23 protein-coding genes are annotated in these 25,783 nt (G+C 41.6%); 15 read left to right on the top strand and 8 right to left on the bottom strand.

All coding sequences use genetic code 11. The features are described from left to right. The first annotated feature begins 66 nt into the window (after positions 1 to 66). Positions 67 to 1,485: a C69 family dipeptidase gene (locus DW738_RS06470; protein ID WP_123160621.1), complete on the top strand. Its 1,419-nt coding sequence runs from the start codon at positions 67 to 69 to the stop codon at positions 1,483 to 1,485. Positions 1,486 to 1,639: 154 nt separating this feature from the next. On the opposite strand, the gene sstT is transcribed toward DW738_RS06470, so the two are convergent. Next, the gene (gene sstT, locus DW738_RS06465; RefSeq protein ID WP_123160620.1) at positions 1,640 to 2,857 is read right to left on the bottom strand and encodes a serine/threonine transporter SstT; all 1,218 of its coding nucleotides are present in this window, start codon (positions 2,855 to 2,857) and stop codon (positions 1,640 to 1,642) included. A gap of 150 nt (positions 2,858 to 3,007) precedes the next feature. On the opposite strand from sstT, the gene DW738_RS06460 reads away from it, so the two are divergent. Beyond that, on the top strand, positions 3,008 to 3,859 hold the full coding sequence (locus tag DW738_RS06460; protein ID WP_023024424.1) for a mechanosensitive ion channel family protein: 852 nt from the start codon (positions 3,008 to 3,010) through the stop codon (positions 3,857 to 3,859). 27 nt (positions 3,860 to 3,886) lie between these two features. On the opposite strand, the gene def is transcribed toward DW738_RS06460, so the two are convergent. Further along, positions 3,887 to 4,501, bottom strand: a complete 615-nt coding sequence (gene def / locus DW738_RS06455; protein ID WP_120701606.1) for a peptide deformylase — start codon at positions 4,499 to 4,501, stop codon at positions 3,887 to 3,889. 171 nt (positions 4,502 to 4,672) lie between these two features. Here def and DW738_RS06450 point away from each other — a divergent pair, with 171 nt between their 5' ends. From DW738_RS06450 to trxA, 5 genes are all read left to right on the top strand, one after another. Next, positions 4,673 to 5,401: a pseudouridine synthase gene (locus tag DW738_RS06450; RefSeq protein ID WP_123159570.1), complete on the top strand. Its 729-nt coding sequence runs from the start codon at positions 4,673 to 4,675 to the stop codon at positions 5,399 to 5,401. Between the two features lie 219 nt (positions 5,402 to 5,620). Beyond that, complete coding sequence (locus DW738_RS06445; protein ID WP_117744709.1) at positions 5,621 to 7,732, top strand: Cna B-type domain-containing protein; 2,112 nt, start codon at positions 5,621 to 5,623, stop codon at positions 7,730 to 7,732. Between the two features lie 511 nt (positions 7,733 to 8,243). Next, positions 8,244 to 8,513, top strand: coding sequence for a 30S ribosomal protein S15 (gene rpsO, locus DW738_RS06440; protein ID WP_004193424.1), 270 nt, complete (start codon positions 8,244 to 8,246; stop codon positions 8,511 to 8,513). 398 nt (positions 8,514 to 8,911) lie between these two features. Next, a complete protein-coding gene (locus DW738_RS06435) occupies positions 8,912 to 9,136 on the top strand; it encodes a DUF4649 family protein (protein ID WP_023024418.1) in 225 nt (74 codons plus the stop codon). A 12-nt stretch (positions 9,137 to 9,148) separates the two neighbouring features. Continuing rightward, positions 9,149 to 9,463 (top strand): thioredoxin, encoded by a 315-nt coding sequence (gene trxA, locus DW738_RS06430; protein ID WP_023024416.1) that lies wholly within the window; start codon positions 9,149 to 9,151, stop codon positions 9,461 to 9,463. 128 nt (positions 9,464 to 9,591) lie between these two features. On the opposite strand, the gene DW738_RS06425 is transcribed toward trxA, so the two are convergent. The 6 genes from DW738_RS06425 to pepF form a co-directional block, all read right to left on the bottom strand. Beyond that, a complete protein-coding gene (locus DW738_RS06425; protein WP_123160619.1) occupies positions 9,592 to 10,365 on the bottom strand; it encodes a hypothetical protein in 774 nt (257 codons plus the stop codon). Between the two features lies 1 nt (position 10,366). After that, complete coding sequence (locus DW738_RS06420; protein WP_123160618.1) at positions 10,367 to 11,242, bottom strand: ABC transporter ATP-binding protein; 876 nt, start codon at positions 11,240 to 11,242, stop codon at positions 10,367 to 10,369. Positions 11,243 to 11,298: 56 nt separating this feature from the next. Further along, complete coding sequence (locus DW738_RS06415) at positions 11,299 to 12,048, bottom strand: amino acid transporter (RefSeq protein ID WP_123160617.1); 750 nt, start codon at positions 12,046 to 12,048, stop codon at positions 11,299 to 11,301. A gap of 200 nt (positions 12,049 to 12,248) precedes the next feature. After that, complete coding sequence (locus DW738_RS06410) at positions 12,249 to 13,586, bottom strand: GHKL domain-containing protein (protein WP_023024409.1); 1,338 nt, start codon at positions 13,584 to 13,586, stop codon at positions 12,249 to 12,251. Beyond that, positions 13,583 to 14,320, bottom strand: coding sequence for a response regulator transcription factor (locus DW738_RS06405; protein ID WP_023024408.1), 738 nt, complete (start codon positions 14,318 to 14,320; stop codon positions 13,583 to 13,585). The genes DW738_RS06410 and DW738_RS06405 overlap by 4 nt, the downstream gene beginning before the upstream one ends. A gap of 473 nt (positions 14,321 to 14,793) precedes the next feature. Continuing rightward, entirely contained in the window at positions 14,794 to 16,590 is a 1,797-nt protein-coding gene (pepF, locus tag DW738_RS06400; protein ID WP_123160616.1) for an oligoendopeptidase F, read from the bottom strand. Between the two features lie 176 nt (positions 16,591 to 16,766). Here pepF and DW738_RS06395 point away from each other — a divergent pair, with 176 nt between their 5' ends. From DW738_RS06395 to DW738_RS06355, 8 genes are all read left to right on the top strand, one after another. Next, on the top strand, positions 16,767 to 18,083 hold the full coding sequence (locus DW738_RS06395) for a DUF6287 domain-containing protein (protein ID WP_123160615.1): 1,317 nt from the start codon (positions 16,767 to 16,769) through the stop codon (positions 18,081 to 18,083). 762 nt (positions 18,084 to 18,845) lie between these two features. Continuing rightward, positions 18,846 to 21,062, top strand: a complete 2,217-nt coding sequence (gene pnp, locus DW738_RS06385; protein ID WP_333488078.1) for a polyribonucleotide nucleotidyltransferase — start codon at positions 18,846 to 18,848, stop codon at positions 21,060 to 21,062. A gap of 24 nt (positions 21,063 to 21,086) precedes the next feature. Continuing rightward, complete coding sequence (cysE, locus tag DW738_RS06380; RefSeq protein ID WP_023024389.1) at positions 21,087 to 21,704, top strand: serine O-acetyltransferase; 618 nt, start codon at positions 21,087 to 21,089, stop codon at positions 21,702 to 21,704. Positions 21,705 to 21,716: 12 nt separating this feature from the next. Beyond that, positions 21,717 to 22,583: a GNAT family N-acetyltransferase gene (locus DW738_RS06375; protein WP_023024387.1), complete on the top strand. Its 867-nt coding sequence runs from the start codon at positions 21,717 to 21,719 to the stop codon at positions 22,581 to 22,583. Between the two features lie 22 nt (positions 22,584 to 22,605). Then, positions 22,606 to 23,127 (top strand): dihydrofolate reductase family protein, encoded by a 522-nt coding sequence (locus DW738_RS06370; RefSeq protein WP_000301974.1) that lies wholly within the window; start codon positions 22,606 to 22,608, stop codon positions 23,125 to 23,127. Positions 23,128 to 23,144: 17 nt separating this feature from the next. Continuing rightward, positions 23,145 to 24,488, top strand: coding sequence for a cysteine--tRNA ligase (gene cysS, locus DW738_RS06365; protein WP_123160613.1), 1,344 nt, complete (start codon positions 23,145 to 23,147; stop codon positions 24,486 to 24,488). Further along, a complete protein-coding gene (locus DW738_RS06360; RefSeq protein WP_023024384.1) occupies positions 24,481 to 24,876 on the top strand; it encodes a Mini-ribonuclease 3 in 396 nt (131 codons plus the stop codon). The genes cysS and DW738_RS06360 overlap by 8 nt, the downstream gene beginning before the upstream one ends. After that, positions 24,876 to 25,736: a helix-turn-helix domain-containing protein gene (locus DW738_RS06355; protein WP_123160612.1), complete on the top strand. Its 861-nt coding sequence runs from the start codon at positions 24,876 to 24,878 to the stop codon at positions 25,734 to 25,736. The genes DW738_RS06360 and DW738_RS06355 overlap by 1 nt, the downstream gene beginning before the upstream one ends. Positions 25,737 to 25,783: the final 47 nt, after the last annotated feature.

The following is a 25,783-nucleotide window of genomic DNA, read 5'->3' as shown; positions in this document are numbered from 1 at the left end:
GTGCCTTTCCATCAGGCACGCTTTTTGCTATAATACAGTCAGTTTAAACGGAAAGTAGGAAAGCTTATGACCTCTAATCGTTCGTCAGATTCTTGCACCACCATTCTAGTCGGAAAAGATGCCAGTTATGATGGTTCAACAATTGTTGCTCGCACGGAAGACTCTCAAAATGGAGTGTTTACCCCTAAGAAATTTATTGTCGTTCAACCGGAAGATCAACCCCGTCATTATCGGTCAGTCTTATCTCGTTTTGAGATAGACCTGCCCGACAATCCTGTTCGTTACACAGCAGTTCCGGATGCCATTCCAAAAGATGGTATCTGGGGAGAAGCGGGGATTAATCGTTACAATGTAGCCATGAGTGAGACAGAGACCATTACGACCAATAGCCGAGTCCTGGGGGCGGACCCTCTGGTGGAAAGTGGCATTGGAGAGGAAGACATGTTGACTTTAGTTCTTCCTTATGTCCAGACTGCTCGTGAGGGCGTACTACGCTTGGGGAAACTCCTAGAGGAATACGGGACTTATGAGTCTAATGGAGTGGCTATCAGCGATGTCAATGAAATCTGGTGGTTGGAAACCATCGGAGGTCATCACTGGATGGCCCGCCGTGTACCTGACGATGCCTATGTGACCAATCCCAATCAATTGGGAAGTGATCGCTTTGAGTTTGATCGTCCGGAAGAGTTTTTATGTGATCCAGACTTGAAAGATTTCGTGGAACGTCACCACTTGGCCTTGGATTTTGATGGTTCGTCCTTTAACCCTCGTTATGCTTTTGGTAGCCAACGAGACAAGGACCGTCATTACAACACACCACGTGCTTGGGATATTCAACGTTTCCTCAACCCAGAAGTAGAGCAAGATCCTCGTTCCTTCTTCCTTCCTTGGTGTCAAAAACCTTATCGCAAGATTACGATTGAAGATGTCAAATATGTCCTTAGCAGTCACTATCAGGATTCAGTTTATGACCCCTATGGTTCAGAAGGGGATACTCATAGTCGTCGGACCTTCCGTACCATTGGCATCAACCGGACTAGCCAGACTGCGATTCTCCAATTGCGGCCAAATCGTCCACAAGAAACAACCGGCATTCAATGGCTTTGCTATGGATCTATGCCTTTCAATACGGCCGTTCCTTTCTTTACACAGGTAGATACGACACCGGATTATTTTGCTAACACGACAGAAAAAGTGACAACGGATTCCTTCTATTGGACCAATCGGATTATTGCTGGTTTAGCAGATGCCCACTATAGTCATCATGTTGGAGATTTAGAAGATTACCAAGAAAGCACTATGGCCCTTGGACATGCCCGGATTGGACGAGTGGATCAAGCCTTGGCAACAGGGGATATCGTTGACTTTGAAAAAGAAAATCAAGCCATGAGTGATCAGATTCAAGAAGCGACGGATCGCTTGTTGGATAAGGTCTTATTAGATGCAAGCAACTTGATGAGCAACCGTTTCTCTTTGAGTGACTAGTTGGGGATTGCTGGGGAATTTTCATGGAAACTTCTGAAAACGTAAATATCATCTAATTGCTTTATTCGCTCTTTCGCCTCCGATGTTTAGGGAAAGCAAAAGCTACTTTATGAAAAAAGAAAAAGACCAGATCGTGTGATCTGGTTTTTCTGAATTAATAGCGTTTTTCTTTGGGCCAATCTTTCATTTCAGAAATAGCTGTAAAGAGGACGTCTGTTGATGAGTTGAGGGCTGTTTCACAAGAATCTTGGATGACACCAATAATGAAGCCCACGCTGACTACTTGCATAGCAATATCATTGTCGATACCAAAGAGGCTGCAGGCGACAGGAATCAAGAGGAGGGAACCACCAGCTACTCCAGAAGCCCCACAGGCTGAGACGGCTGCAACGATACTGAGGACCAGGGCAGTCCCAAAGTCGACCTGAATGCCTAAGGTATTGACAGCAGCTAGGGTCAAGGTGTTAATAGTGACGGTAGCTCCGGCCATATTAATAGTAGATCCCAGAGGGATAGAAACTGAGTAAGTATCGGGATTGAGACCTAGTTCCTTACAAAGTTTCATGTTGACAGGGATGTTAGCAGCGGAACTTCTAGTAAAGAAGGCAGTTAATCCACTCACTCGTAGACATTTAAAGACTAGTGGATAAGGATTTTTGCGAATCATGATGTAGACAAAAATCGGGTTGATGACGAGAGCAACGAAGGACATGGTGCCAACTAAGAGAAGTAAGAGGAGCCCATAGCTCTTGAGTCCATCAAAGCCTTGTCCAGCAATCGTTGTATAGACCAAGCCTAGAATTCCGAATGGAGCTAGGTTAATAATCCATTCGACGATCTTGGAAGTAATATCTGCTAGGGTTTGCAGGAGATCCTTGCTGTGCTCGCTAGCTTCTCTCATAGCAACACCAAAGACTACGGCCCAGGATAAAATCCCGATATAATTAGCCTGGATAAGGGCATTGAGGGGATTGTCCACAATTTTTAAGAGAAGGTTGCTGATGACTTCCCCTAGTCCATCGGGAGAAGTTCCATCAGCACTAGTTCCCGTTAAAGAAATGGTAATAGGAAAGACGTAGTTAACCAGGACCGCTACCAGGGCTGCCGCAAAAGTTCCCAAAAGATAGAGGCTGATGACCGATTTCATATTGGTTTGGGTTCCCTTTTGGTGCTGGGAGAGGGCGTTAGCGACAAGTGCGAAGACTAAAAGAGGAGCAATTGCCCGCAAGCCTCCTACAAAGATTTCCCCTAATAGACCAATTGCAGATGCTTGAGGAAGAAGCAGAGCTAAGAGAGCCCCAACGAAGATTCCAATTGCAATCCGCTTCATAAGGTTGGTTTTGTTCCAAGTTTGAATGAGCCGTTTAACCATAAGGACCTCCTTTTTCGAAAGTTTATCGTCCATTATACGATAGAAAGGGCGCAAAATCAATGGTTATTTAAATAAGGGTGCTGGTTCTATAGCCTAAAATCTGATATAATCAAACCATTAGAAAAAGAGAGAAGGAGAGTGATAGAAGGTATGAAGAATATTTTTTCTCGCTATGTCAGTCAGTTTGATTGGACCAAAATCATGGATGAATTGGTTTCGAAATTGATTTCCTTAGCTATTTTATTTATCTTATTTTTACTTGCAAAAAAACTACTTCGTAGCTTGGTGAAACGGATTTTAAAACCGTCATTGAATTATGTGGGCCAAGATGAAGCGCGTAAGAATACTATCTTGCGCTTGGTAGAGAGTCTGTTGAATTACTGCCTCTATTTTATTTTGATCTACTGGATTCTTTCCATCCTCGGCTTACCTGTTTCTAGTCTCTTAGCTGGAGCGGGAATTGCAGGAGTTGCCATTGGGATGGGAGCTCAAGGCTTCTTATCGGATTTGGTCAATGGTTTCTTTATTCTCCTTGAGCGCCAATTGGATGTTGGAGATACTGTTCGAGTGACGAATGGTCCGATTACCATCGCTGGGACAGTGTCGAGTGTCGGCATTCGGACAACCCAGGTGAGAGATGCAGATGGGACCTTGCATTTTATCCCCAATCGCAATATTATGGTTGTCAGCAATCTCTCTCGGGGCAACCAGCGCGTCTTAATTGATATGCCGATTTCTGCTCAAACGGATCTCGATAAGATTTATCAAATATTCCAGCAAGTCAACGATGAACAGGCACAGAAACATCCAGAAATCTTAGATGGTCCAACGATTTTAGGACCTCAAATCGAAAAGGGAACGGGTCGCTATTCCTTCCGCGTCGCTATGATGGTCCAGTCGGGGAGCCAAGTGGCCATTTACCATCTTTATTATAAACTCTATCATGATGCCCTCTTACAAAATGGGATTGAGATTCCAACAACTTTTTCTGTCACACCCTAATAAAAAAAGACCCATCGGTCTTTTTTTTTATTCTAAAATGAGCATACCCTCTTTAACAGCAAAAGGATCTTTTGGATTAATCCGATCGTAGAACATAACGCCATTGATGTGGTCAATCTCATGTTGAACGACGATGGAGTTGTAGCCTTTGAGTTTGATGCGGTGTTTTTCTCCTGTTTTGTCAAAGTAGTCCACCGTCACGCGCGCGTGGCGGACCACATAACCGGGAACATTACGGTCTACAGAGAGACAACCTTCTCCGTCTCCGAGAGCCGCATCTTGGACTGAGTGGGAGACAATTTTAGGATTGTACATGACTTCTTGGATGGAGTATGCTTCTTTTGGAGGATTTCCTTCTTCATCCTCTGGGTTTGGGACGAGGACAGCAATGATGCGTTTAGAAATGTCTAATTGAGGGGCAGCGAGTCCAACTCCTCCTCGAAGACCCAATTTTTCCGCCATGACAGGATCCTGTGAATGGTGTAAGAACTGCATCATTTTTTCCCCAAGAATGATCTCTTGATCTGACAGTGGGAAAGTGACCTCTTCTGCGATAGCTCTTAAAGTCGGATGGCCTTCGCGGATAATATCATTCATATCAATTAGATGGGCAGCTTTTGTAATGGTTTCAATTGCAGACATGTTCTCATTCACTCCTTTTTTCTAGAAACCATCATATCATAATTCCTTCTAGAATGAAAGTTTCCCAATTGATTGAGGGGTGCTGATGGACTAGACGGGCTGTAAACTAGGAAAGGAAAGAATCTTAGGCCAGTTCATGGTATAATGATAAGAAGAATGAAGGAGATAAGCATGCGTCTAGATAAATATTTAGTGGACTGTGGAGTGGGAAGCCGAACAGAAGTCAAGCAAGTCCTCAAGCAGAAAAAAATTCAAGTCAATGGGAAGGTGGAGACATCTGCCAAGGTTCACATTGATCCAGATAAAGACCAAGTGAGCTATCTGGGAGAAAGTTTATTCCATGAAGAGTTTGTTTACTATCTGCTCAATAAACCCAAGGGGGTCATTTCAGCAACGGAAGACGACCACCATCAAACAGTCTTAGATTTGCTAGATGATACAGCGAGACGCAAGGAAGTCTTTCCTGTCGGACGGCTGGATATCGATACTCATGGCTTACTCCTCTTGACCAATAATGGTAAGCTGGCTCATGCCATGCTATCGCCCAAGAAGCATGTGGACAAGGTCTACCGTGCTCAAGTGGCTGGAATCATGACCCAGGAAGATGTCGTCCGCTTCAAAGAAGGAATAGAATTGAAGGATTTCACTACCCTGCCAGCTGATTTGGAAATTCTGGAAGTTGATCGAGAAGCCGATAGTTGCTTGGTTCAGATTCGCATCGCTGAAGGAAAATTCCACCAGGTCAAGCGCATGGTCGCAGCTTGTGGCAAGGAAGTCACCGATCTCGAGCGGATTTCCATGGGGCCATTGAGTCTAGATCCCGCTCTCAATTTGGGGCAGTGGCGTAGGCTCCAACTCTCTGAATTGGCTTCTTTAGAGGTCTTTGGAATCCCATTATAAACAAAGGGAAAGCTAGCAAACTGAGGATACAGGGAGCTAGTTTTTTGTTTGTGTCAAAAAAATGAACGTTACAGACAAAAAATATATAAAATTGCTTGTACTATCAAAGCAAATCAACTATAATGAGAAAAGATAGGTTTTGTGAAAATCTGTAATAGGGCATCATCTTCGTTACTGGCTGGACTTATCTACTAAACGTAAAAAGGAGAAAAATCGTTTATGAAAAAGTGGCTCTATGCTGTTGTGACAACAGTTGCCTTGTTTTTATTAGCAGCTTTAGGATTTGCTAAACCCAATGGGGTTACTAAAGCACATGCCGATACGATCAATGATGTTGTAAGCTCTGTGAACATCTCTAAAGCGACTGGCGGTGACTTAACAGAACCACTCGGTGTTTGGGAAAGTTTCAATGTTGAAGCAAACTTTGTTTTACCGAATGGTCGTGTAAAAGCAGGCGATCAAACAGTCATCCAACTTGGAGATGGTTTTAAGGTTTTTGAAACAGATACCATTGACCTATTGGATCCAACTGGCCAAAAAGTTGCAACTGCGACAGTAGATGATCAACGAAAAGTCATCACGGTGACCTATACAGACTATCCTGAAAAAATGGCCAATGTAACAGGGAAGTTGCGTTTCTTTGCTCGTGTGGACCACTCCGTGATTAAGGGAAATACAACACTTGATTTTACGCTTTCAGTTGATAAAACAGTCATTTCAGGTGGAAAGGTTGATTATAAAGGAGTCAATCCAGGTGAGTATCCTCCAACTCCAGAGGTCTTTAGCAAATGGGGCTGGACAAACTCAGGCGATAAATTGAAATTGACTTATACCTTGAACATCAATCAAGGTCACACTGCCCTCCATAATATTGATATTAAGGACCAATTAGCCTTTACAGATGGTAAAATCAAGGTAGATTCAGTTAATATCCATACAGGAACTTGGAAGATCAGTGACGAAGATGGTGCCTATCATTTGCGGGATACCACAAATGTAACCAGCCATTATTCTCCGGTTGTCAGTGAGGACGGTCGTTCTTTAACTGTTCATATCGGGGATCTAGCTCCTGAGCAAGGGATGACCATTCGCTATGATGTCTATTTGGACAAGGTCCCAGCCATCAATACAGAATATAAAAACAATGCGACGATGACTGCCACAGAAGTCAAAGAGCAACATAAAGAAGCAGATATTCTATACCAATTCTTTGAAGGAGCCTTCAATGGTGAGAAATATTCCTTCACAATCCATAAAAAAGGAGAAAATGGTCAAGCACTTGCAGGTGCTGTCTTTACTGTGACAGCAGATGACACTGGTGAGCAAGTCGGAACCATTACCACAGATGAGAAGGGTACAGGAACCGTTGCTGGCTTGATCAAGCAAGCTTATACTGTTAAAGAGATTCAAGCTCCGACAGGATACGTCCTCTCAGAAGAGCCAATTAAGATCAGCAAAGAAGATTTTGGGAATGACCTTGCGATTTCGCGTGAAGTCATCAACAAAAAAGAAAAAACTAGCATTTCTGGTCAGAAAACCTGGAATGACAATGACAATCATGATGGTAAACGCCCATCAGCCATCACCATCAATCTTTTAGCGAACGGTGTAAAAGTAGCTTCTAAAGAAGTGAAACCAGATGCGGAAGGCAATTGGCTCTATCAGTTCGACAATCTTGATGTTGTTGACGATGCTGGTAATCTCATTGCCTACACAGTTTCAGAAGAACCTGTTGCAGGGTATGAAACAAGTGTTGAAGGAACGAATATTACTAATAGCCGTACACCAGAAGTGACAGAAGTAGCTGTCAAGAAAGTCTGGGATGATAAGGAAAATAAAGATGGCCTTCGACCAGATAAGGTAACAGTCCGTCTGCTTGCGGATGGTCAAGAAGTGGCCGTAAAAGAAATCACCGCTACTGACAATTGGCAGGCAAGCTTTACGGATCTACCAGTATACAAGGAAGGCAAGAAGATTGTCTACACGATTACAGAGGATCCAGTAGCAGGGTATACAGCAACTATCGATGGTTTTACGGTAACCAACCGTCATACACCACCTACAACCCCTCCAGGTACGCCTCCACCCCCACCATCTACGACAACCCCGCCACCGTCTACGACTACACCTCCACCAGCATCTACGACTCCATCGACCACCACACCAAGCACATCGGAGAAACCAGAAACTCCAACTACACCAACAGAAGGAAAGAGAAAAATTCTTCCATCAACTGGTGAAGCTACTTCTTATGGCTTGTTTGGAGCAAGTGTACTGTTAGCTTTTGTTGCTGCAGCGATGCTGTTAAGTGGTAAACGGAAAGCTGACTAACAATTACAATGTAAATAAGACAATGATCTGAAAAGATAATTGTCTCAGATTGAAGATAAAGTCTTCTGAAAAATTTTCCTTAGGTGAGTACAGACGTCAGCGAACTTCATCAAAGTTCCATGTCTAATTATTGAGCCTAAAGTCTCAATAATTCCGAATGCCTGAAACAATTATGTTTCAGGCATTTTTCTCACAGCGGAAAATTTTGATCTTCTTAAATGGCTAAAAATAAAAGTCATTTTCGGGTAATTATCTAACTTTTTTATGTAAAAAAATTTGTCTCTATTCTAAGACAATGATCTGAAAAGATTCTTGTCTTTTTCTGTTAAAGGGCTTATAGAATAAATGATTCAAAAAAAGCGTTTTTCTGTTTTTGAAGGGAGCATAAGTGTTTGACAGAAAGATGAAATCTTGGTAGAATGAATAGGTCGAATAGACAACTAACTCTTTCTTGGTAGCAGGCTATGCCAGACCTGCCACTCGGATAGAGCATAAAGAAAAGGAGCTTATCATGGCAATCTCAAAAGAGAAAAAAAATGAAATCATTGCACAATATGCACGTCACGAAGGTGACACTGGTTCAGTAGAAGTTCAAGTTGCTGTCCTTACTTGGGAAATCAACCACTTGAACGACCACATCAAACAACACAAAAAAGACCACGCTACTTACCGTGGTTTGATGAAGAAAATCGGTCGCCGTCGTAACTTGTTGGCTTACCTTCGTAAGAACGACGTTAACCGTTACCGTGAGTTAATCAACTCTCTTGGACTTCGTCGTTAATCTGCTCTATTTTCCACATACGTTGCGTTGTCACCTTGCCTTGATATACTCAAGTATTATCTTCGGCTCGGCGCCTTGTCTAGAACCGTTTTATCCAGCAAGAATGGAGAGAGTGGGACAGAAATCGGTAATTCGTTAGAATTCGATTTCGTCGTCCCACCTCCGCACAGTTGAGTAGGGCTGTAAAAGCTGATGAAATCAGTGTAGTAGAGCCCACTCAACCACTGCGTCTTGCTCGACAATCCAAAGACAATTGAGAGGATAGGACTTTTGTCCCAGCCTCTTTTTTTATTGTCTTTTTTTCGGATAAGATCCATCAACTGAGTAAATCGTTTCATTTGACAGATGTAATAAACAGAGTTACAATTGGTGTATCTTAAGAAATAGAGGTTACTGATATGATTGAAATTACATATCTAGATGGTGCAAAACAAGAAAGAGTCATGCATTTTGATTCTTATGAAGAGTTTGAACGCTCCCAACAGACCTGCTTGATTGGTGTGGCGGATTACTATCCAGTTCAAAAATTGACTTATAATGGGCACGAACTCGATTACAACGGAACTTACGGAGATGTCTTCTTCTATTTGATGAAGCAAGACCTCGATCAATACAAAAACTAAAGGAGAAAGAAAATGGTAAAAGCAATTACAGACGCAACATTTGAAGCAGAAACAAAAGAAGGATTGGTCTTGGTAGACTTCTGGGCGACCTGGTGTGGTCCATGTCGCATGCAAGCCCCTATCCTAGAAAAATTATCCCAAGAACTTTCAGAAGATGAATTAAAAATCCTGAAAATGGATGTGGACGAAAATCCAAATACAGCTCGTGCTTTCGGCATTATGTCCATCCCAACCTTGCTCTTTAAAAAAGATGGGCAAGTTGTCAAACAAGTAGCAGGTGTGCACACCGCAGACCAAATCAAGGCCATTGTGGCTGAGTTGAGTTAAGAAAAAAAGATTGGAGCTATGTTCCAATCTTTTTTTTGATGATAAAGAGAAACCTGTATCTTTCAATCGTACATTGTAGACAAGGTATACGTCATTAGATTATAGGCAGCAGGTCAAGTCCTGTCGCATCAAAACTCTAAATTTTGAAACTTTTTAGAACCAATGATTAGGAGAATAAAGCCATAGACGAGGGTAATGCCCAGGGCTCCCAAGAATGCTTGTGGCGTGGATAAAATGTCGTCATTAAGCAATCTGTTATATCCATTTGGGAAAAGCATCGCAATGCCTCCGCCAATCATTGAAGTCATCATGCTTGCAATTGTTAAAATAATAGCTACCACTATGGTTGAGCCTGTTTTTAAATAAAGACATAACACAGAAGCGACAGTTACTGAAAAAATATCTTTTAAAAAGATTCCAAAAATATCCTCTAGGGTTGATAAAGTAATAGATAAATCATTATCAAAAAAGGTATTCGAGGCAAAAGGAAACTGAACGACCCTGGTAAAATAGACTGTAGTAGAAACACAAGTAAATAGAATATAAAAAAGTACCAAGATTGAGAGTAAACTAAGATATTTTGAAAAAAATATGTTCTTACGGCTTAAATCTCTATAAAGAAACATGGTATGATCATCTATCTCTCGTCTAAAGACAGAAATTGTCAAGAAATAGATTGCAAGAGTAGGTAAGATAAATGAATCTGCTGAACTGATCATCATATCTAGAAAGGCTATCCCACTTACTCTATTGTCTCCTATTACGGAAATTTGCATGAAATTAGATTTTCCAAAAAAGGAAGCTAGAAGAAAGATAACTGGAAATAAAACGAATAGCAGGTAAATCTTGCTTTCTTTACGCTTCCAGACAGATGTGAAAATGGCAGGTAAGATTTGTTTCATATTACTGTCCTTTCGTAAAGATCTCTTTTAGGTGGTTCTCTTTCACCTCTATCTTCTCAATCAAGGCATGATTTCCTAAAGTTTTAAAAATCTCATTAACCTCTTCAGAGGATATGTTTGTCGAAATGTCTAAAACGTTGCCTTCTAGAATGGCGTCATCACTTAATAAAGACTGAATCCCTTCAAGATTCTTAGTTTCCTTCAAGTACACAAGCAAACTAGGACAAGTCGCACCGTCAAAAGCGTCTGCTAACTGCCCTGCCTCAATATAGACATAACGTTCACACAAGGCTTCTAGCTCTCCTAATTGGTGGCTAGAAATAAGCATTGAAATTTGTCTCTCATTAGACCACTGTTTCAAAATATCAATTAATTTCTGAACACCAATCGGATCTAGTCCAACGAATGGTTCATCTAGAATAAGGAAGTCTGGTTCGGCAACCAAAGCAATTGCCAAGGCTGTCCTTTGCTTCATACCAAAAGAAAATCCTTTTGGTTTTCTATTTCTAGCTTCCCATAGTTCTACCAATTTTAGAGTCGGTTCAATATTTGAAAAAAGCTCTTCTTTCCCATGTAAACGTAGATAAAATTTTAAGTTATCAATAACGGACATTTCTGGGTAGAATACTGGATCAATCATAATACCAAAGTCTGTTAATACATTGTCTTTACTATGAATATCAATCCCATTATAGGTAATAAGTCCAGAAGTTGGTTTTAGTGATTTTGCCATCAACTTCATGAGTGTCGATTTACCTGCCCCATTTCTACCAATCAAACCGACAATCTCCCCCTTATTGATTTCCATATTGACGTCTTTGAGTGAATAAAAGTCATTCCCAACAAATTTTTTTGAAATACTTTCGATTTTTAGCATATCTGGTTTCCTTTACTTTTAATTTTTTTAAATATAATGCAAATAGATTTCTTCTTTTAAAATTCTATCTTTTCAAAATTCTTTCTAGCTGAGAAATAGCTAGGTAAGAAGTAAATGCAAGACAAGCCAATGATGATTAACAGCGTTAAACCAAACTCACCTGCTTGTAAAGCATTTGCATAAGTGGTTGGAATCACATACTTTACTCCAATCAGTAAGGGAGCTGTGAAGGCAAATAAAGTGAAGAAGATTCCTACTAAAACAGCCACTAAGGTCTTAGATTTAATGGAAACCATCGCAACCATGACGGTTGTTATAAGATTAAGTAAAACCACAGAAAGAATCGACAAGATAGATTTCTCAACTAAAATAGAGCTTGAAGGTAAGAAGTTAGAATCAACTCCAAATCTAGGTAACATAATGCCATAATAGGTAATGAAAGTTGCAAAAGAAGTTCCAAATAAATAGAGGATATAGACTAAAAATAGTCCGAGTATTTTTGCGTTGAAAATTTTAGAACGCTTAATATCTTTGTATAAAAACATGATCTTACTATCAATTTCATCTCTAAAAACGGAAGAAATCAGGATCGAAAAAATGAGTACTGGGATTGTTAAACGATACTGTGTTAAAAGAGTGATATCAAAGAAAGATAAAAAACTATTCGTATAGTCGGTTTTCATATCTTCCATATTTCCTGCCAAAAATGGAACAAGAATAGGTAATAGACAAAAGGATAAGAAGATCTTCGTATCTCTCCTTTTTAAAATAGATTGAAATACAGAGCTTGCTAATCTATTAAACATGGGCTAGTTCTCCTAACTATAATCATAAACAGAATGTGGGTGAGTTCACTAAACAATTGTAACTCGGTTTTCGTTTTCTAAGTTCTTACACACAACAGTATATTTCAAATTTAATAAAAGAAATGATCAATCTAATAAATGGTCTGTTTTTTATAATGAATGGAATTATAAAAAACAGACCATTTATTCTAGTTTTAAAGTTATCCTTCGTACATCTTTAATTCATGAGTAAATTCATGATCTATACTTTTTGTTTCTAAAGTGACTTTAGGATATTTGGAAAGGATTTGTTTGACATTGGAAAGACCGATACCTCGTCCCTCTCCTTTGGTTGAGACTCCATATTGGAAAATATTTTTAGTAGGGATCTTATAGTCAGCAGTGGTATTATAGATAACTAAAATTTTATTTTCATTCTCTTGAAAATAAGTAAAACTAATTCTTGGAGCTTCTGCGTTAACTGCAGCTTCTATGGCATTATCTAAAAAGACAGATAGTATCGTAATAAAATCGACTAAATCTATTTGAGGAGTTCCGATAGGTTCAGCTATTTCTACAGATACATCAATTCCTCTATTTTGTGCTTCAATCAATTTTGCAGATACAACCGATTTCATTGCTAGGTTTTTTAAATGAACAAGTTTAGCAATGTCGTATTGACTATTGTAAAAGGATTTATCAGACTCTTTTAGTACGGCATTATAGATCCTCTCTACCCCATCCATATCTCTTTTCTTTATCGATTCATTTAAGCTGACTAATATATTTGTATAATCATGACGAAAACTTCTCACTTCTTTGTAAAGAGATTCAATGTGATTGCTATATTTACTTATTGAATCTATCTGTGAATCTTTCATCTTTTGAATTTCTAAATTGATATTTTCTTTAATAATGTGTTGGATATAAAATAAAAAACCTAAAAAGATAGGGATGTAACTGAAGATAACTATTCTTTTGTAGTATATATCGTCTATATGGGTAGGAAATAAACCAGCATATTCAAGTGTAGGTATACTTGAGAATATATAACTTAAGAGGTAATAGATTATCATCGTTATACTAAAAATCTTTACTACCATTGAAAATTTATTATTTCTAACCTCTTGTGATAGTAACTCGATATTAATTCGAAATATTTTAAAAAATATAATGTATACAGGAAAGGTTAAAAGTATTGGTATCCAATCCATCCATATATTTTTATTTAAAACCTCTTCTGATACTCTAAATAAAAACTGGAAATAGATAGATGATAGACTACTCAACATATCAAAAATTGTTAAAGTAAAAAAACAGTAGAATATGTATTGTAACCAATTCCATCTTTCTCGAGATTTTAGAAAGAAAGTGATGGAAGGTAAAAATAATATTTCTCCCCAAAAGACAACATCATAATAATAGTATTCAATCAATGTCAGTAGGGCAGGTATTAAAAACAAATATGGTAATTTAAATTTTGAATAACTAATTTGTTGAAAAATAACCAACCTTATTAACCAACTAACAAAAAACACACCTTCAAACTCTAAAGTCATTTTTTATCTACCTTTTCAACTAGCCCTTTCAGTTTTAAACGTGATACAAAGCATGATTCATCGTTTTCAAAATAAACAATATGATTTGCTTTATCAATACGAACGACATTCTCTGGATTTACAACGTAAGCTCGATGACTTTGGTAAAGTCGCTTGTCGGTTTTAGCAATATCTGAGACTTTACCATAAAATTCCATGTGGCCTTTTTTAGTTGTTAAAACGACCTTATGAACGGTCGAAGATGTCTCAAAATATAGAATATCTGAGAAAGGGACTTGAATCTGGGAATGCTCTGATTTAAAGCTGAAGGAATCCTCCCCTACTGTCTTATTGACGTTTTCAGTAGCATGTATCAAAACAGATGAGATCGCTTCTTGATAATCCTGATCATTTAATCCTTTATCAATAAAATCCAAAGCGGAGACGCGATAACGATAGGTAACGGGCATGAATTCTGAGTGAGTCGTTACGAATACGATTGAAGCGCTAGGATCTTTATCACGAATCTCACGCGCAATTTCCATTCCTTTTTTTTCTTCCCCTTTAATTTCAATATCTAAAAAAAAGAATTGGTGATTCCCTGTCTCTTTGATGGCCTCTAACAATTGTGTTGGCTTCCCAAATACCTCTAAGTATTTATACTTTAGATGATGATCTGTCATACATTTCTTGATTGCTGTTTCAATACGAGTTTGTTGTAGAAAATCATCTTCTAATACAAAGATATTTAGCATATTTCTCCCTTCTGAACTTATTGATCCTTTCATCCTAGAAAAAATTCAGTCATATTTTCTCTTAAACTTGTCTTTGAAGACACTGTTTGTTTATCGAATATGGTTTCTCATTTTTCTGTAATGATAATTTTTACAGCTAGATGATTTGTTCATAATCCTTATTTTATCATAAACACACCTCAAGGAACATCTTTGGTTAAAGTAGATATGTTTATAAAAAATCGGGCACAGTAAACTAAGAATGAATCTCTAATTTTTAAATTGCCCTAATAGAGATATCCTACCATATAGCGAAAACTTTTGGAAATGCTGATTTAATGCTATTCTTGAGTTTTTAAAATTTTCTCTAGTAAAAGAAAAAGATTGAAGAAAGAGTCCATTTTGGACTCTTTCTTCAATCTGAAGTCAGCAAAAATTGGTGACTTTTTATGTAAATGATTAACAAAATTAAGAAAACCACACTGGAGGAATTCTTACTGACCCAACTCTTCACTATAAGCGATAATCTGATCAACCGTATCTGACAAGAATTGAATCGTATCGCGAAGTGGTTTGTCCGTTGAGATATCTGCTCCGATAATCATAGCAGACTCAAGTGGGGTCTTGCTGCCACCAGATTTGAGAAGGTCCAGCCAATCTTTGGCTCCATTTTCGGAGTTCTTCAAATGCAGGTAACCTGCGGTTGAGATAACTAGGCCAGCTGAGTAGGTATAGCTGTAAAGCCCCATGTAGTAGTGGCTTTGGCGCATCCAGGTTAAAGCTGCATCATCATCGATTTCTACAGCGTCGCCCCAGAATTCGGTCAAGACTTCCTTCATGATGCTGTTGAGCTTGCTAGCGCCGAAGGTACCACCTTCTTCGATCAGGGTGTAGACCTTGCGTTGGAAGGCCGCTTCCAGCAAGTGGGTGATGAAGTTGTGGAAGTAAGTATCTGTCAAACGGTGAGCTAGGGCAAAGCGTTTTTGACGAGGGTCGTCAAACTGCTGTTCCAAGTAGTCGCTAAGGAGGAGCTCGTTAAAGGTAGAAGGAGCTTCCACATAGTAGGTCGACATGTGGGCGTTGAAGTAGCTTTGGTTGTTGTCTGAGAAGATGAATTGACCAGAGTGTCCGATCTCGTGGATCAGGGTATAAACATCGCTCATGCGCCCTGTCCAACTCATCAAGACATAAGGATGGACGCGATAGGGGTCAGCTGCATAACCACCGGAATCCTTGCCTTCGTTGGCCGCAAAGTCAACCCAGCGTTCGGTTTGGTAGCGGGCGATTTCGCGAGAATATTCTTCACCAAGTGGTGCCACAGATTTCATGACCAAGTCATAAGCATCATCAATGCTAACATCAGGGTTGAGCGCACTGTCCAAGTCCAACTTCCAATCAGCAAAGGTCATTTTTTCAAGGCCGTTGACCTTGGCCACGTGTTTGAGGAATTTTTGAGCGACCGGAGCGAAGTCCTTCATGATCAGGTCAATCTGACGGTCAAACATAGAACGATCCACTTCCTGCTCAGCTAAGAGATAGTCAAAGACAGAGTCGTAACCTCGCATATCTGAGATCAGCTTTTCAGACTTGACTTGGGCTAGATAGGTGGCAGCAGCAGTGTTTTGGTGCTTGCGCAATCCTTCTGAGAAGGAACGAAAGGCTTTTTCACGGACTTCTGCATTCTCATGGTTCTGGTAGAAGTTTTCATAGGTGACAAAGCTATTCTTGTAAACTTTTCCATCCACTTCAAAATCAGCCATTTCAAAGTCACCTGCCCGCATCTTGGTGTAAATGTCTTGCGGTCCGTAGAAGACTTCACCAAGGTTGGTCAAAGTCTTTTCCACATCAGCTCCCAAGTAGTGGGCTTTTTTGATCTTAGCTTGGCGAATAGCAGACGTAAGATGAGGCAATTGTCCGAGGCGTTCGAGGACATCTTCATCCGCTTCGACTAAGGCATCATCAAAGAAAGAGAGTTCGACGCTGGCCCAAGTTTCGAAATCCATCCCCGCTTGGGCAATTTCTGCAAAAGCTTCATCACCAAAGTCTGTCGTTTGTGGCATAAAGCTGTAGTTGCCGATGTGGCTGAGTTGGATCTGAATCTGTTCCAAGACCGCAAAGGCAGCTTCAAAGTCTTCAAAAGTGTGGAGCTTGCCCTTGTAGTTGCGGACAAATTCATTGATTTCCTCACGCGTCTTTTCAATGGCACGTAAGAAGTCTTCCTGGTCTTGGTAGAGGGCTGTGAGATCCCAGAGTTCGTTCTCAGGAAATTCAGAACGTTTTTTTAATTCCATAGTGTTCTCCTTTTTGATCAAATAACTATACTAAGTATAGCAGAAAAAAGGGCAGAATGATAGGTGGATGGGGGATCTTGTCAAAGCCTGACTGAGCCAATAAGAAAACAAGGATTTTCTAGCTTTTTGAACTTCGTTTGGTATAATAAAATGGAGAAAGTTTTAGGGAGTATATGATGAAAAAAATCTATAAAGTTAGCTTTGCAGCGATAACCTTGCTAGCCCTGGTGGCATGTGGACCTAAGCGACGACCTCGGACGCAACCTTCTACAGTTCAGAGTGAAGTAGCAGATGGAAAAGAAGCTAAGAAGACATCGTCTGGGCATGAGTACTATCAAACGGTTCTTGAACGTTATCAGGCCTACTCTAGGGCTATAGAGGCAGGTGATAGTGCAGGTTTAGAGACCAAACTAAAAGAAATAGATCCTCAATCTGATGAGTACGTTTATGCTAGGTATCTTCAAACCCTGGGTAGAAAACCAAGTCTTTCCTATTTTTATACAGATTTGGATAAAGATGGGCGGGATGAGCTCTTGATTGGAAATAGCCAAACAGTATCAGCGATTTATTATCTAAAAGGCCAGCAACCAGAATTGCTGCATACGGCTTTTGTAGCTTCCTCTGGGGGTTCTCGTTCAGGTTTCCAAATTTTTGAGGATGGTTCAGTCATTTATGCTAGCTTTTCGTCTCTTCAACCAGAGGTGGATCTGATTCATTACAAGTTCCAAAAAGGGAAGCTTGAGACTGTCAATAAGATTCAAATAAAAAATGGGGACGGCCAGAAGCCAGAAAAAGCCTTGGGGATTACAGCAAAGGAATTGGATCAAGCAAAATTTGGATGGAAAGAACTAGAGACCGGGAAGAAGGCGACAAACCAAGCAAGCCACTCAGAGCCGCAATCAAGTAGTTTTCAAGTCCGTGTAGGAGTTTCAGATCTTCGGATTCGTAAAGAAGCATCGATCAAGGGAGAGGAAGTTGGAATGATCCCACAAGGTGTTTATATGATCACAGAGACGGTTTCAGCTGACGGTTATACCTGGGGCAAGCTCCAGTCTGGCCAGGGGTGGATTGCGCTTGAATTCACGACGAGAGTGGAGGGTTCTAATGTAGCTACTTCAAATAAGGGAAGTGGTGGGATGAATATTCAAGAGATTCAGAACGGAGATTTTTCAAGTATTTCGGGGACTTGGCGAAATGGCTTGGGATGGACTTTGGAATTTGATAAAGATGGCTTGACCGGAAATCAATTTTTTACAGATGGTAGTGGGGTCGTCAATAACATTAATCCTGATCATAGCTATATTACTGGAGCTATCCACAGTTCAAAACCGAATACAGCTGGTGGAGCAGCAATTTCGTTTTTACCAGCAGGGACATCTATCAAACCAGATAGTAACCAGAATAGTGATCCGTCAGATACTAAAAAAGATCGAATTTGGATTGGGCAGCAGTACATTTGGAACCCAGAGGACTTCTTCTATCGTGTGGATTAATAGAATTGTCATTTACCTAGGAAGCACTTAGTTGTGTAGTTAGTAGAGATTTCATGTAAACTTTAAAATAGATAGCACCTATATCTAGCTCTAGAATTTTAAAATAAGTGGAAATCAAATATTCCTCGAAAAAGGCTTTTAAAGCCTTTTTCTTTTGGGCTTGAATATGGTAAAATAAAGGTTATACGTGCTTGGATACAAAGATGAGGATATAAGATACAGATGGATGCTTGAAATCCTATGCTATCAGGTGTAATTGAACTCGCCTACAACTCTGTGGAAAAAGATAAATCCTCCTAGGAGCGGTCGCTCCGTCGTTGGATTTCCTATTTTCCTTTGAGTTGTTTAACGGCTTAGTATCTTGGTAGTTGAACACGGCCGAAAAGTTGTGTAAAAAAGATAACCTGTCTTGTCTTCATCGAAGACTTCGTCAGTTTCCTATTTTTACTTTGCTTTTGACGTCCTTGGTATCTTGATGAATTGAATTTTGGCCTCATTTCTTAGGAAAAAAGATAAGCTTCCTAGCACTCATCGAGTGCGGCGTCACCTTCCTATTTTTCTACAGAAATGTTTGGCAAGCCGAACCGTCCAAAATATCTTGGTAGTTGAACACGGGCTAAATCCCTAGTGAAAAAGAGAGATTTCCTTGTGTGCGTGGCACACTGCGTCAATCTCCTATTTTCATACGGGATTCTTCACGCCCTTTGTATCCTGATTTTTGTAGGCAAGTCGTATAATATTATCAATCCAAAGGGGATTAAAATGGTAAAACAAGTGTTTAAAACGACTTTTGCGGGTCGTGAGTTGATCGTAGAGACTGGCCAGGTTGCCAAGCAAGCAAATGGTTCTGTTGTCGTACGTTACGGTGAGTCAACTGTCTTGACGGCAGCTGTCATGTCTAAGAAGATGGCAACTGGGGATTTCTTCCCACTCCAAGTCAATTACGAAGAAAAAATGTATGCAGCTGGGAAGTTCCCTGGTGGCTTTATGAAGCGGGAAGGACGTCCTTCAACAGATGCGACTTTGACAGCGCGTTTGATTGACCGTCCGATCCGTCCGATGTTTGCGGAAGGTTTCCGTAACGAAGTACAAGTCATCAATACGGTCCTTTCCTACGATGAAAATGCATCTGCACCAATGGCAGCGATGTTTGGTTCATCCTTGGCCTTGTCTATCTCAGATATTCCATTTGACGGCCCTATCGCTGGAGTCCAAGTAGGTTATGTCGATGGTGAGATCATCATCAACCCAACTCAAGAACAAGCAGAGCGCTCGCTTCTTGAATTGACAGTAGCTGGTACCAAGCACGCTATCAACATGGTAGAGTCTGGTGCCAAAGAATTGTCAGAAGAAATCATGTTGGAAGCTCTTTTGAAAGGGCATGAAGCCGTTAAAGAATTGATTGCCTTCCAAGAAGAAATCGTTGCGGCAGTCGGCAAAGAAAAAGCAGAAGTTGAATTGCTTCATGTAGATGAGGAATTGCAAGCTGAAATCATCGCAGCCTACAACAGTGACCTTCAAAAAGCAGTCCAAGTAGAAGAAAAATTGGCGCGTGAAGCTGCAACCCAAGCAGTCAAAGACCAAGTCACAGCTGTTTACGAAGAAAAATATGCAGACCACGAAGAATTTGACCGTATCATGCGGGATGTGGCTGAAATCTTGGAACAAATGGAACACGCAGAAGTGCGCCGTTTGATCACAGAAGACAAGGTTCGTCCTGACGGTCGTAAGGTCGATGAAATCCGTCCTTTGGAAGCGGTTGTTGACTTCGTTCCCCGTGTGCACGGTTCAGGTCTCTTCACTCGTGGACAAACGCAGGCTCTTTCTACCTTGACGTTGGCACCAATGGGTGAAACGCAAATTATCGATGGTTTGGATCCAGAGTACAAGAAACGCTTTATGCACCACTATAACTTCCCACAATACTCTGTAGGGGAAACGGGTCGTTACGGTGCGCCTGGTCGTCGTGAGATTGGTCACGGTGCTCTCGGTGAGCGTGCTCTTGAGCAAGTCTTGCCAAGCTTGGAAGAATTCCCATACGCGATCCGTCTGGTAGCAGAAGTCTTGGAATCAAACGGTTCTTCTTCTCAAGCCTCTATCTGTGCGGGAACTCTTGCCCTTATGGCTGGTGGTGTGCCAATCAAGGCGCCAGTAGCAGGGATTGCAATGGGTCTCATTTCTGATGGTAATAACTATACAGTACTGACAGATATCCAAGGTTTGGAAGACCACTTTGGAGACATGGACTTCAAGGTTGCAGGTACGCGTGACGGGATTACAGCCCTTCAAATGGATATCAAGATCCAAGGGATTACTGCAGAAATCTTGACGGAGGCTCTTGCTCAAGCCAAGAAAGCTCGTTTTGAAATCCTTGATGTGATCGAAGCAACCATTCCAGAAGTTCGTCCAGAATTGGCTCCAACGGCTCCGAAAATTGATACCATCAAGATTGATGTGGACAAGATCAAGATTGTCATCGGTAAAGGTGGAGAAACCATCGACAAGATCATCGCTGAAACAGGCGTTAAGATTGATATCGACGAAGAAGGTAATGTATCTATCTACTCAAGTGATCAAGCAGCGATTAACCGTGCTAAAGAAATCATTGCTGGTTTGGTTCGTGAAGCCAAAGTGGACGAAGTTTACCATGCCAAAGTTGTTCGTATCGAGAAATTCGGTGCCTTTGTTAACCTCTTTGACAAGACCGATGCCCTCGTTCACATCTCTGAAATGGCTTGGACTCGCACCAACCGTGTCGAAGACTTGGTAGCGATTGGAGATGAAGTCGATGTGAAGATTATCAAGATCGATGAAAAAGGCCGTGTCGATGCTTCTATGAAGGCTCTCTTACCACGTCCTCCAAAACCAGAACATTCAGAAGAAAGAGGTGAAAAGGGTCATCGCCATGGCGATCGTCCTCGTCACCACAAACCTAGAAAAGACTTTGCCAAAGATGCAGGTGAAGAAACAAAAGAATAAGCAATCAAAAGAAAGGAGCACGGTATGGGATGGTGGCGTGAAACCATTGATATTGTAAAAGAAAATGACCCAGCAGCACGTACCTCGCTGGAAGTCCTCTTGACTTATCCTGGGGTTAAAGCGCTGGCTGCTCACCGTGTTTCTCACTTTTTGTGGAATCATGGCTTTAAGCTTCTGGCTCGGATGCACAGTCAGTTTTGGCGTTTTTGGACCCAGATTGAAATCCATCCAGGAGCGACCATTGCTTCGGGAGTTTTTATCGACCACGGGGCAGGTCTCGTTATTGGCGAGACAGCCGTTGTCGAAAAGGGCGTCATGCTCTACCATGGAGTGACCCTTGGAGGAACAGGGAAAGATACTGGGAAACGCCATCCAACCGTTAAAGAAGGAGCATTGGTATCCGCCCATGCTCAGGTCATTGGACCTATTGAGATTGGAGCCAAGGCCAAGGTTGGAGCAGGTGCGGTCGTCGTTTCCGATGTGCCGAGTGATGTCACTGTTGTTGGGATTCCGGCCAAAATTGTGCGGGTGCACGGCCGAAAAGACGAACCGGTCATTCACCAAGAAGAAGAAAAGCGCGAATACTACGTGAATAAGATGGAGCACGCCAAGGACGCTAGTCATCGGTCTTCTAGCTTGTAAGGAGATAGCTACATGATTCAAGCAAGAAACAAGTTAAGCCAAGAGGAGTTATCTGAGGCAAAAAAACTAATTAACTGTTGCCAAGCCTATGATGAAACTTATCGTGATCCCTATCTCTCTAACATGCTTAATTTTGACACAAACATGCCCGCCTTTTTCCTTTATTATGAAAAAGGCGAACTTGTTGGCCTATTAACAGTCTATGCAGATGACCCAGATGTGGAAGTGGCGATACTGGTCCACCCCAACCATCGTTGTCAAGGCATTGCGCGTGCTTTATATAGAAGTTTTGAGAAAGAAACGGCCTCTTATCCAATTGAGTCTGTTACCTTTCAGACTGAGCGTATTTTTCTAGAGCGCCATCCTGATTTCGCCAGCAACTGGGGACTGGTTGAGGATGAAGAGACAGAAACTTGGTTAGGTAAGGATAGAAGACCTTATCCGTTAGCAAATGTTTCCAATCTGGAAGTTTTGTTAGCAGATCGTTCGTATCAGGATCAAATTAGTCAGTTAAAATTTCAGGCATTCTCAGAGGACCATGAATCTAGAGAAGTTGTGGATAGATATGTCGCTAAAGCTCTGAAGGATCCAGAAAGTCTCCTATATATTTTATTAAAAAACGGTCAGGTTATTGGAACTTGCACGGTTGATTTGTCGAGTAATACGAATTACCTCTTTGGCTTGGCAATAGCTGAACTTGAACGTGGAAAAGGCTATGGAACTTATCTAGCAAAATCCCTTATCAACCAACTGATTGAGCAAAATGACAAGGCATTTCAGATTGCCGTGGAAGACAGCAACCTAGGTGCCAAGCGTTTGTATGAAAAGATTGGCTTTGTCAAACAGACCCAGGTGGTTTATCTGAAACCAAAAGTGTAGAACTGGAAAGGAAACTACAAGAATGGCAGTATATTTTTACGGCTGTATCACCATGGATGGCTACTTGGCAGACAGCCAGCACAGGATAGACTGGCTGCATCAGCTTGGTTCTGTAGAGGATACAGGCTATGATGACTTTTACAGGCAAATGGATATCACCATCATGGGCAAGCGGACCTTTGAGGAAATCCAAGATTTGCAAGATGTAGAAAGTTTTTATCAAGCTACGGAAAACTATGTCTTTACGCATGATAGGCATCTGCCTGTCAGCAATTACCAGCCAGTAGCTGGGGATGTGGTGGACTTTGTTCACCAGATTGACAAAGGCAAAAATGTCTTTGTGATTGGTGGTAATTCCTTGGTAGGACCGCTCTTGGATGCGGATCTTTTCGACCACCTCATTATTCAGATAGCGCCCCTTATCCTAGGAAAGGGGGTTCCCCTCTTTACCCAAGAGGAAGGGCAGCGCTTTTACCAACTGGATAGCCTCAGACAATTTGGTCCTTTTGCAGAGCTGGTTTTCAGCCGAAAAAGTCAGAAATAGAGAAGGGAGTGGACCGCATGATTAAAATTTACGACACCATGACCCGCAGCTTGCGAGAATTTGTCCCCATCGAGGAAGGAAAGGTCCGCATGTATGTTTGTGGGCCAACGGTTTACAACTATATCCACGTGGGGAATGCCCGTTCAACGGTAGCCTTTGACACCATTCGTCGCTACTTTGAGTATCGTGGCTACGAAGTTGCCTACATTTCCAACTTTACCGATGTGGATGATAAGATTATCAACCGCGCCAAAGAAGAAGGCATCACGCCTCAGGAAGTGGCAGACAAGTACATTGCGGCTTTTCGTGAGGATGTGACGGCTCTGGGGGTCAAGCCTGCTACCCGTCACCCTCGTGTGATTGAGTTTATGGATGATATTATTCGTTTTGTCACCGACTTGATCGAAAAAGGCTATGCCTACGAGAGTCAAGGGGATGTTTATTTCCGTGTGGAAAAATCCCATAACTATGCCAAATTGGCGAATAAAACTTTGGAAGACTTGGAGTTAGGTGCTTCAGGTCGGACAGATGAAGAGACGGCTCGTAAGGAAAATCCAGTCGACTTTGCTCTTTGGAAAGCTGCCAAGCCAGGTGAAGTTTCTTGGGAAAGCCCTTGGGGGCCTGGTCGTCCGGGATGGCACATCGAATGTTCGGTCATGTCAACGGGGATTTTAGGGGATACCATTGATATTCATGGGGGTGGAGCCGATCTCGAATTCCCGCACCATACCAATGAAATCGCTCAGTCAGAGGCTAAAACAGGCAAGACCTTTGCCAATTACTGGATGCACAATGGCTTTGTCAATATTGATAATGTCAAGATGTCCAAGTCCTTGGGCAACTTTATCACTGTGCATGATGCTCTCAAGACCATCGATGGCCAAGTGCTTCGCTTCTTCTTTGCGACCCAGCACTACCGCAAACCTATCAACTTCACAGAAAAAGCTGTGCGCGATGCGGAGACCAACCTCAAGTATTTGAAAAATACCTACGAGCAACCGTTCACAGGAGAAGTGGATCCAGCAGACTTGCAAAGCTTTGTGGACAAGTTTGTAGTGGCTATGGATGAAGATATCAATGCGGCAAACGGAATCACCGTCGTCTTTGAATTGGCCAAATGGATCAACTCAGGACATTACAACCAAGATGTCAAGGAGGCCTTGGCAAAGATGTTAGAAGTCTTTGGAGTGGTCTTTGTCGAAGAAGTCTTGGATGCAGATATTGAAGCCTTGATTGCTGAACGCCAAGAAGCACGGGCTAAGAAAGATTTTGCGCGAGCAGATGAAATTCGTGATGAATTGGCTGCGCAAGGAATCAAGCTTTTGGATACAAAAGAAGGTGTAAGGTGGACACGTGATTGATGTCAATCTGATTAATGGAATTGCCCTAGCCTTTGAGGGAGATGCGGTTTATTCCATGTATATCCGTAAGCATTTGATTTTGCAAGGGATGACCAAGCCTAACAAACTCCACCAGACTGCGACTAGGTATGTCTCTGCCAAGGCGCAAGCTAATCTGATTGCGACCATGCTTGAGGAAGATGTTTTGACAGAGAAAGAAGTTGAAATCTATAAGCGAGGCCGTAATACCAATAGTCACACCAAGGCAAAAAATGCCGACGTCGTAACCTATCGTATGTCGACAGGTTTTGAAGCGGTCATGGGTTACTTGCACTTGACAGATGAAATCAACCGCTTAGAGGAATTGGTGGCTTGGTGTATTCAAAAAGTGGAAGAAGGAACAAAGTAGTGAAAGATATCAGAGAGTGGTTCCCTCAGGCAGAGGTGACGGATCACCCCAATCCACCAGAGGGTTTTGTGGCCATTCCCCTACAGGCCCAGCAATGGTTGCAATTGAAGGAAGAAGAGCTAACCGAGAGAGAAAAACATTTGATTGCCTGGTTGGCTAGTGAGGAAGATCTTACTCCCAATCCTTGGTACCAATACCTGATTGATGGGAAAGGGGAAGCCCCTCAAGTCATCAAAAAGATGCAACTCGTCTATTGTCACCTCTCACATTCGACAGCAGAAGGTATTTCTTCCTGGCTAGAGATGATGCAGACGCTCTTGCCCAATTTTCGAGCAACCTTGCAACTGAGTGGACAAGATTATGTGCTCATTCTGGATCAAGAGCAGTCGCTAACTGTGGCTGATATCTTAAAAGATACCGTCTCTGCCATGGAGTATGACTTTAATATTCGCTTATCCATTATGGTCGGGCAGGTATGGACAGTGTCAAAAGATGGAAAAGTATCTTCTGTCATCCGAGCAGAATGGGCAGCCTTTAGAGCCTGGATCCGAGAAGGGCACCAAGGTGTCTACCGCTTTTCTCAACTCTATCTGTGGGGAATTGAGCAGGCAGATTTGGATCTCCATCCTATCAAAGAACGCTTGCATCAGTTGATTGGGAGTCAAGACCAGTTGCAGGATATCATTGTTGCACTGTGGGATAACGGAGCAGTTGTGACCAAGGCGGCTCAGCAACTCTATCTCCATCGGAATTCCCTTCAATATAAGATGGACAAATGGGAAGAGCTAACGAGTCTTCAACTGAAAAACCTGACAGATCTAGCTCTTTGTTACCATTTGGTTCTACAGGATGTGATGTAACGGAATAAATAGTGGGTTTTGTGCAACTTGCACAAAACTCTTTTTCT

Origin of the sequence: Streptococcus sp. AM28-20 (assembly GCF_003603595.1) — a bacterium.
Lineage (GTDB): Bacteria > Bacillota > Bacilli > Lactobacillales > Streptococcaceae > Streptococcus > Streptococcus ilei.
This window is presented reverse-complemented; position numbering and strand designations above follow the sequence as displayed.

Coding starts and splice junctions, on each gene's coding strand:
- DW738_RS06470 (WP_123160621.1), top strand. CDS start 67: ATGACCTCTAATCGTTCGTCAGATTCTTGCACCACCATTCTAGTCGGA.
- sstT (WP_123160620.1), bottom strand. CDS start 2,857: ATGGTTAAACGGCTCATTCAAACTTGGAACAAAACCAACCTTATGAAG.
- DW738_RS06460 (WP_023024424.1), top strand. CDS start 3,008: ATGAAGAATATTTTTTCTCGCTATGTCAGTCAGTTTGATTGGACCAAA.
- def (WP_120701606.1), bottom strand. CDS start 4,501: ATGTCTGCAATTGAAACCATTACAAAAGCTGCCCATCTAATTGATATG.
- DW738_RS06450 (WP_123159570.1), top strand. CDS start 4,673: ATGCGTCTAGATAAATATTTAGTGGACTGTGGAGTGGGAAGCCGAACA.
- DW738_RS06445 (WP_117744709.1), top strand. CDS start 5,621: ATGAAAAAGTGGCTCTATGCTGTTGTGACAACAGTTGCCTTGTTTTTA.
- rpsO (WP_004193424.1), top strand. CDS start 8,244: ATGGCAATCTCAAAAGAGAAAAAAAATGAAATCATTGCACAATATGCA.
- DW738_RS06435 (WP_023024418.1), top strand. CDS start 8,912: ATGATTGAAATTACATATCTAGATGGTGCAAAACAAGAAAGAGTCATG.
- trxA (WP_023024416.1), top strand. CDS start 9,149: ATGGTAAAAGCAATTACAGACGCAACATTTGAAGCAGAAACAAAAGAA.
- DW738_RS06425 (WP_123160619.1), bottom strand. CDS start 10,365: ATGAAACAAATCTTACCTGCCATTTTCACATCTGTCTGGAAGCGTAAA.
- DW738_RS06420 (WP_123160618.1), bottom strand. CDS start 11,242: ATGCTAAAAATCGAAAGTATTTCAAAAAAATTTGTTGGGAATGACTTT.
- DW738_RS06415 (WP_123160617.1), bottom strand. CDS start 12,048: ATGTTTAATAGATTAGCAAGCTCTGTATTTCAATCTATTTTAAAAAGG.
- DW738_RS06410 (WP_023024409.1), bottom strand. CDS start 13,586: ATGACTTTAGAGTTTGAAGGTGTGTTTTTTGTTAGTTGGTTAATAAGG.
- DW738_RS06405 (WP_023024408.1), bottom strand. CDS start 14,320: ATGCTAAATATCTTTGTATTAGAAGATGATTTTCTACAACAAACTCGT.
- pepF (WP_123160616.1), bottom strand. CDS start 16,590: ATGGAATTAAAAAAACGTTCTGAATTTCCTGAGAACGAACTCTGGGAT.
- DW738_RS06395 (WP_123160615.1), top strand. CDS start 16,767: ATGAAAAAAATCTATAAAGTTAGCTTTGCAGCGATAACCTTGCTAGCC.
- pnp (WP_333488078.1), top strand. CDS start 18,846: ATGGTAAAACAAGTGTTTAAAACGACTTTTGCGGGTCGTGAGTTGATC.
- cysE (WP_023024389.1), top strand. CDS start 21,087: ATGGGATGGTGGCGTGAAACCATTGATATTGTAAAAGAAAATGACCCA.
- DW738_RS06375 (WP_023024387.1), top strand. CDS start 21,717: ATGATTCAAGCAAGAAACAAGTTAAGCCAAGAGGAGTTATCTGAGGCA.
- DW738_RS06370 (WP_000301974.1), top strand. CDS start 22,606: ATGGCAGTATATTTTTACGGCTGTATCACCATGGATGGCTACTTGGCA.
- cysS (WP_123160613.1), top strand. CDS start 23,145: ATGATTAAAATTTACGACACCATGACCCGCAGCTTGCGAGAATTTGTC.